We start from the raw sequence: 6,946 nt of genomic DNA, 5'->3' as shown, positions 1-6,946 counted from the left end.
CTCGTCGACCAGGCTGTCCCGCAGATCCTGCCCGTGCAGCATCGTCACGGCGCCCTCTCCGTCGTCGGGGGGGGGGGGCGCGCGCGGGGGGGGGGGGGGGGGGGGGGCCCCCGGGGGGGGGGGGGGGGGCGCCCCCCCCCCCCCCCCCCCCCCAACCCCGCTACCGCAAGGCGATCGCCACCCTGCCGGCCCCGGTGCGGGTGCGCACCGACCAGTCCTCGTACGGGGTGCGCACGGTGAGCCAGATACCGCTGCGTGACACCTGGCTGGCGGCGCCGGAAGGGCGGCCCCCGTCCGTCACGCTGACCACCCAGAGCGGGCTCACCGCGCACTCCCGGCTCGCCGCCGGCCGGCTGCCGCGCGCCGCGCCCGGCTCCGTCACCGCGGCGACCCGCCAGGTCGAGGGCGCGGTCACCGAGGCCACGGCGAAGGCCCTCGGAATCAAGGCGGGTTCCGTCGTCCACGTGGTCTCCGGCGTGCGCGCGGGCAGCGGTCTGGCGGTCCGGATCACGGGCATCGTGCGGCCCGAGCGGCCGTCGCTCGCGTACTGGGCGTCGGAGCCGGACCTCACGTCACCCGAGTACTTCCGCGACGGGATCATCGACCCCCGCTACTGGCACGCGGCGCTGATGCTGCCGCCGGAGGCCGGTCCCGTGATCCCCGGCGTGTCGCCCAAGACCGAGGAGTTCTGGCGCCTGGCGCCCGACACCTCAGGGCTGACCTCGGCCGGACTGCCCGCGCTCAGGTCGGCCGTCGCCTCGGCCGAGCACGGCCCGGGGCTGACCGCGCTCACCGGGGCGGTCTCGCCCGTCCTGACCGTCGACAGCCGCCTCGACACCGTCCTCCTGGACGTCGACTCGCTGTTCGCGTCCGTGACCCCCGTCGTCTCCGTCGGCGCCTTCGGCGTGGGTACGGTCGCGGCCGTGGTGCTGCTGATGGCGGGCGGCCTGGCCGCCGCGCGCAGGCGCGACGAGCTGGCGCTGCTGCGGGCGCGCGGCGCCTCCGTGCGGGGCGTCGCGGGCCGGCTGCTGGCCGAGTCGGCCGTGAGCGCGGTGCCCGCGGCGGCGATCGGCTGCGCGCTCGCGGTCGTGCTCGTACCGGGCCAGGCCCTCACACCCTCACTGCTCGGGGCGGCCGCGACGGCGGCGCTGGCCTGCGCGGTGCTGCCGGTACGCGCCGCCGTCCCGCACCGGGTGCCCCGTCTGCACGAGGCGCGGGCCGACCTGGCGCGGGCGAGGCCCTCACGTCGGCGCACGGTCGCCGAACTCACGGCGCTCGTCCTCGCGGTGGGCGCCGTGGTCGCGCTGCGCAGGCGCGGCGCGGACGCGGCCGGCGGCGTCGACCAGCTGGTGAGCCTCGCGCCCGTGCTGGTCGGGCTGATCGCCGCGCTGGTGCTGGGGCGGCTCTACCCGTTGCCGCTGCGGCTCGCGGCGCTGCCCGCGGCACGGCGCAGGGGCGCGACCGGGTTCCTCTCGCTGGCCCGCGCGGGCCGGGCGCCGGCGGCGGCCGCGCTGCCGCTGCTCGCCCTGCTGATCGCGCTGACGACGGCGGCCTTCGGCGGCTCGGTGCTCACCGGCGTCACGCACGCGCGCGACGACGCGGCGCTCAGGGCGGTCGGCGCGGACGCCGCGGTGAGCGCCGTGGAAACCCTGCCGAAGGGCCTCGCCCGATCCGTACGCGCGGTGCGGGGGGTGACGGACGTGGCCCCGGTCGAGCAGCACGAGGATCTCCAGGTGCTGGACACGGGCACCGACGCGACGGACGGGCAGAGCGTGACGCTGCTGGCGGTCGACCCCGCCTCGTACGCCCGGCTCGCCCGCCGCACCGGCCGGGGCGCCTTCGACGCCGACACCCTGGTCAAGAAGAGCGGTTCGGCCGGCGGCGACGGGTCGTCGGCCCTGCCGGCGATCGCCTCCCCCGGGGCCGCGAAGCGCCTCGGCTCCGCGGTGACCGAGGTCGACGAGCCCGGCTTGAGCCTCCAGGTCGAGGTCGCGGCCGTACGCACGGCGACCCCGGCGCTGTTCGGCGGCGACTTCCTGGTGGTCGACGCCGCGTACCTGCCGCGGCACGCGGACACGGGATTGCTGGTGACGGGCGCGTCCCTGGACGCGCGGCAGCTGCGCGCCACCGTCCGCGCGGCCGGACCCGATCTCGAGGTGCGTGTGCGCACGGAGGCACGGGCGTCGCTCGCCGACTCGCCGGTCCAGACCGGCACGCAACGCGTCTACCTGGTGGCGGTGGCCGCGGGCGCGGGCTACGCCGCGCTCGCCCTGCTGCTGTCGGTGGTGCAGGCGGCGCCGGAGCGCGTCGCGCTGCTGGCGCGGCTGCGGACGCTCGGCATGACGCGCCGCCAGGGCAGGCGGCTGCTGATCCTCGAAGCGCTGCCGCAGGCGCTGCTCGCGGCGCTGGGCGGCGCGCTCGTGGGCTGGGCCGCGATCCGCCTGCTCGCGCCGGGACTCGACCTCACGCCGCTCGCGCTCTCCGACGCGGCGGGGGCGGGGCCCGTACGGCTCAGGGCCGATCCCTGGTCGCTGCTGCTACCCGCGGTCGCGGTGGTGGTGCTCGCCGCCGGGGTCGCGACGGTCCAGGCCTGGCTGTCCACGCGCCGCGGGGCGACGACCGAACTGAGGGCAGGAGGCCCGAGATGAGCGACGACACGTCCCCGACCGCCGGCACCTCGACCGGCGGTACCCCGGGCGGCCGGTCCCTGGACGAGCTGGAGCGGCGGGCCGCCGCGCGGCGCGAACGCCCCGAGTACGGGCACGACGCGCTGATCAGCTGCGACCGCCTGGTCCGCGTCTTCACGACGGACGGGGTGGAGGTGCAGGCCTTGCAGGGCCTCGATCTGCTCGTACGGGAAGGGGAGTTGATGGCCCTCGTGGGGGCCTCGGGCAGTGGGAAGTCGACGCTGATGAACATCCTCGCCGGTCTCGACGAGCCGACGGCGGGCGCGGCGAAGGTCGCGGGCCGCGACCTGCTGGCGATGGGCGCGCGCGAACGCCTCGCGTACCGGCGCGAAGTCGTCGGCTTCGTCTGGCAGCAGACGGGGCGCAATCTGATGCCCTTCCTGACGGCCGCCCAGAACATCGCGCTGCCCATGCAGTTGAAGGGCGGCGAGCGCGGCAGACGGGCCCGCGCGCGGCGCGCGGAACGCACCGAGACGCTGCTCGACATCCTGGAGGTGGCCGACTGCCGGGACCGGACCCCGCGGCAGATGTCCGGCGGCCAGCAGCAGCGCGTGGCGATCGCGGTGGCGCTGGCGAACGAACCGTCCGTCCTGCTCGCCGACGAACCGACCGGCGAACTGGACTCCGCGACGGGCGAGCAGATCTTCGCGGCCTTCCGCGCGGCCAACGAACGCCTCGGCACGACGATCGTGATCGTCACGCACGACCAGAAGGTCGCCTCCGAGGTACGCCGCACCGTCGCGATCCGCGACGGCCGCACCTCCTCCGAGGTCCTGCGCCGCACGGAGGTCGACGCGGCGACCGGCCGGGAGTCCCAGGTGGCCAGGGAGTACGCGATGCTGGACCGCGCGGGCCGCCTCCAGCTTCCCCAGGAGTACACCGAGGCCCTGCGCATGGAGCACCGCGTGCTGCTGGAACTGCGGCCCGACCACATAGAGGTCCGCCCGGACGAGGAGACGCCGGAAACCTGAACGCGTCCGCGCCGTCCCGGCGGGCGCTACGCGCGTGTGACGCTCAGACCCGGCAGTGCGCCGAGGCCGGTGGCGGCGACGCGTACCGCGATCGACCCGTACGCGGTGCGCAGCCGCAGCCAGCCGCCCGCGGCGAACAGGGCGGCCTCGCCCGCGCCCTCCGCGGTCCCCGGCGGGCGCAGGAAGCCCACCGAACGGGCGGCGTGCACCGCGCGCAGCGGAAGGCCCGTGTCACCCAGGGTCCGCGACCAGATCTCGTGGCCGATCCGGTCCCGCTCGTCACGGGTGCGCCGTTCCTCCGGCAACTCCTCGTCGCGGCGCCGGAATTCGGCGACCGCGCCGGCGAGGGCCCGGGCCAGCTGCCGCACCTCGGGCAGGCCGGGCACCGGGCGCCAGCCGCCGCGCGGCGGCAGCACACCGGCCCAGGGCGGGCCGGTCACGGCGGCGGGCACGCCCACCTCGGCACGCTCGAGCGCCACGCTCTCCAGCAGGTCGCCCGCGGACACCGTGACATCGAGCGGGCCGCGCGGCGAGCCGTACGCCCCGCCCGGCTCCGGCTCGCGCAGCCGGACCGTGCGGACCGCGACGACCTCGAACGACGGCGGCCGGCCGAACACCGCGAGTACCCCGTCGCCCGCCTGGAGGCGCACCGCGGCCGCACGGTCGTAGTGCAGCAGACGTCCGAGGAAGGCGGCGAGGTCCGCCGCCTCCCCCTCGTCGGCGAGGCCCAGCACCGTCGGTGCCGCTTCCCCGGTCGTGTCTCCGGGCAGTCCCACGAGGACCCCCACCCCGTCCTTGCTCGTCACTCGCTGCGTGTCACTCGCTACGTGTCGTCATTCGCCGCGTGCCACTCGGCCACTCGTCGTTACTCGTCGTTACTCGTCAACGGGTGCCCGTCACCGATCGCTCGTCGTCCAGGTACTTCTGGAGGAAGAACTTCTCCTCGGCGGTGATCCGCCGGGGCCGCTGCGCCTCAAGGTTGTACGGGACGACGACCGACGAGGCGTGCACGTACACCCGCTCCGCCTCCTCTTCGGTCGCCAGGTCCTTGACCTCGTACTCGATCGTCAGCGACGCCGCCCTTATCTCGGTCACCCACAGCTCGACGGGCACCGGCTCGTACCGGTGGACGAGCGGCAGCTTGTAGTCGATCTCGTGGCGGGCCACGACGGACCCGCCCGCGAACGACGGCGAGCCGCCGCCCGGGGCCAGGCGGAACATGAAGTCGATGCGCGCCTCCTCCAGATAGCGGAGGAAGACCACGTTGTTGACGTGCCCGAAGGCGTCCATGTCCGCCCAGCGCAGCGGACAGCGATACAGGAAGCGGGCCATGTCAGTCGCGCGTCAGCTTCTTGTAGGAGGCGCGGTGCGGCCGGGCCGCGTCCGCGCCGAGCCGCTCGACCTTGTTCTTCTCGTACGACTCGAAGTTGCCCTCGAACCAGAACCACTTGGACTCGCCCTCGTACGCGAGGATGTGCGTCGCCACCCGGTCGAGGAACCACCGGTCGTGGGAGACGACGACGGCGCAGCCGGGGAAGTCGAGCAGCGCGTTCTCCAGGGAGGAGAGCGTCTCCACGTCGAGGTCGTTGGTCGGTTCGTCGAGGAGCAGCAGGTTGCCGCCCTGCTTGAGCGTGAGCGCGAGGTTCAGGCGGTTGCGCTCACCGCCGGAGAGCACGCCCGCGGGCTTCTGCTGGTCCGGGCCCTTGAAGCCGAACGCGGACACGTACGCGCGCGACGGCATCTCGACCTGGCCGACGTTGATGTAGTCGAGCTCGTCGGAGACGACCGCCCAGAGCGTCTTCTTCGGGTCGATGTTCGCGCGGCCCTGGTCGACGTAGCTGATCTTGACCGTGTCACCGATCTTGATGGCGCCCGAGTCGGGCGTCTCCAGGCCCTGGATCATCTTGAACAGCGTGGTCTTACCCGCGCCGTTGGGGCCGATCACGCCGACGATGCCGTTGCGCGGTAGCGTGAACGACAGGTCGTCGATGAGGAACTTGTCGCCGAAGGACTTCGACAGGTGCTCCACCTCGACGACGACACTGCCGAGGCGCGGGCCCGGCGGGATCTGGATCTCCTCGAAGTCCAGCTTCCGCATCTTGTCGGCCTCCGCGGCCATCTCCTCGTACCGGGCGAGGCGCGCCTTCGACTTGGCCTGGCGGCCCTTCGCGTTGGAGCGGACCCACTCCAGTTCTTCCTTGAGGCGCTTGGCGCGCTTGGCGTCCTTCTGCCCCTCGACCTTGAGACGGGTCTGCTTGGTCTCCAGGTAGGTGGAGTAGTTGCCCTCGTAGCCGATGGCGCGGCCGCGGTCGAGCTCCAAAATCCAGCCCGCGACGTTGTCGAGGAAGTACCGGTCGTGGGTGACGGCGACGACGGTTCCCGCGTACTTCGCGAGGTGCTGCTCCAGCCACTGCACGGACTCGGCGTCCAGGTGGTTGGTGGGCTCGTCGAGCAGCAGCAGGTCCGGCGCCTCGAGCAGCAGCCGGCAGAGCGCCACGCGGCGGCGCTCACCACCGGAGAGGGTGGTGACGGGCCAGTCGCCGGGCGGGCAGCCCAGCGCGTCCATCGCCTGCTCCAGCTGGGTGTCCAGGTCCCACGCGTTGGCGTGGTCCAGGTCCTCCTGGAGCGCGCCCATCTCCTCCATGAGGGCGTCGGAGTAGTCCGTCGCCATCAGCTCGGCCACCTCGTTGAAGCGGTGCAGCTTGCCGATGATCTCGGCGGCGCCCAGCTGCACGTTCTCCAGGACGGTCTTCGACTCGTCCAGCGGCGGCTCCTGGAGCAGCATGCCGACGGTGTACCCCGGGGAGAGGAACGCGTCGCCGTTGGAGGGCTGCTCAAGACCGGCCATGATCTTGAGGACGGTGGACTTGCCGGCGCCGTTCGGACCGACCACACCGATCTTCGCGCCCGGCAGGAAGCTCAGCGTCACGTCATCGAGGATGACCTTGTCGCCGTGCGCCTTGCGCGCCTTGCGCATCGTGTAGATGTACTCAGCCAAGAGAAACCGTCCGGCAATCGAGGAGAAGGGCCACTGTGCGGCTCCGCCGCGTGAGGGCAGATACATCCATCTTGCCAGCCGTCCGTCCCCCGGCGGAAACCAGCATGTCCGCCCTCCGGACACCACCACGCCGCCGCCCCCGGGCCGCACGCGGACCCCGCCCCTGACCTGCGCGCGGGCCCGACCTCTGGCCGCACACGGGCCCCGCCTCTGACCTGCGGCCCGCACGCGGACCGGGAACCAGGACAACTGTCGGCCGGCCGGGGAACGCGGGCCCGGGGAGAGCCCGC

5 protein-coding genes are annotated in these 6,946 nt (G+C 73.9%); 2 read left to right on the top strand and 3 right to left on the bottom strand.

The genetic code is table 11. The features are described 5' to 3' along the window. Positions 1 to 194 precede the first annotated feature (194 nt). Together LCE31_RS33700 and LCE31_RS33695 are read left to right on the top strand one after the other, a co-directional pair. On the top strand, positions 195 to 2,648 hold the full coding sequence (locus LCE31_RS33700) for an FtsX-like permease family protein (RefSeq protein WP_225021284.1): 2,454 nt from the start codon (positions 195 to 197) through the stop codon (positions 2,646 to 2,648). Then, positions 2,645 to 3,658, top strand: a complete 1,014-nt coding sequence (locus LCE31_RS33695; protein ID WP_225021282.1) for an ABC transporter ATP-binding protein — start codon at positions 2,645 to 2,647, stop codon at positions 3,656 to 3,658. The genes LCE31_RS33700 and LCE31_RS33695 overlap by 4 nt, the downstream gene beginning before the upstream one ends. Before the next feature lie 26 nt (positions 3,659 to 3,684). Here LCE31_RS33695 and LCE31_RS33690 read toward each other — a convergent pair whose 3' ends face one another. The 3 genes from LCE31_RS33690 to ettA form a co-directional block, all read right to left on the bottom strand. Next, on the bottom strand, positions 3,685 to 4,389 hold the full coding sequence (locus tag LCE31_RS33690) for a hypothetical protein (RefSeq protein ID WP_225021286.1): 705 nt from the start codon (positions 4,387 to 4,389) through the stop codon (positions 3,685 to 3,687). A 151-nt stretch (positions 4,390 to 4,540) separates the two neighbouring features. Beyond that, positions 4,541 to 4,990: an acyl-CoA thioesterase gene (locus tag LCE31_RS33685; RefSeq protein WP_225021280.1), complete on the bottom strand. Its 450-nt coding sequence runs from the start codon at positions 4,988 to 4,990 to the stop codon at positions 4,541 to 4,543. Between the two features lies 1 nt (position 4,991). Next, positions 4,992 to 6,656: an energy-dependent translational throttle protein EttA gene (gene ettA / locus LCE31_RS33680; RefSeq protein WP_225021278.1), complete on the bottom strand. Its 1,665-nt coding sequence runs from the start codon at positions 6,654 to 6,656 to the stop codon at positions 4,992 to 4,994. Positions 6,657 to 6,946: the final 290 nt, after the last annotated feature.

Source organism: Streptomyces sp. 8L, assembly GCF_020176795.1.
Classification (GTDB): Bacteria; Actinomycetota; Actinomycetes; order Streptomycetales; family Streptomycetaceae; genus Streptomyces.
This window is presented reverse-complemented; position numbering and strand designations above follow the sequence as displayed.

Coding starts and splice junctions, on each gene's coding strand:
- LCE31_RS33695 (WP_225021282.1), top strand. CDS start 2,645: ATGAGCGACGACACGTCCCCGACCGCCGGCACCTCGACCGGCGGTACC.
- LCE31_RS33685 (WP_225021280.1), bottom strand. CDS start 4,990: ATGGCCCGCTTCCTGTATCGCTGTCCGCTGCGCTGGGCGGACATGGAC.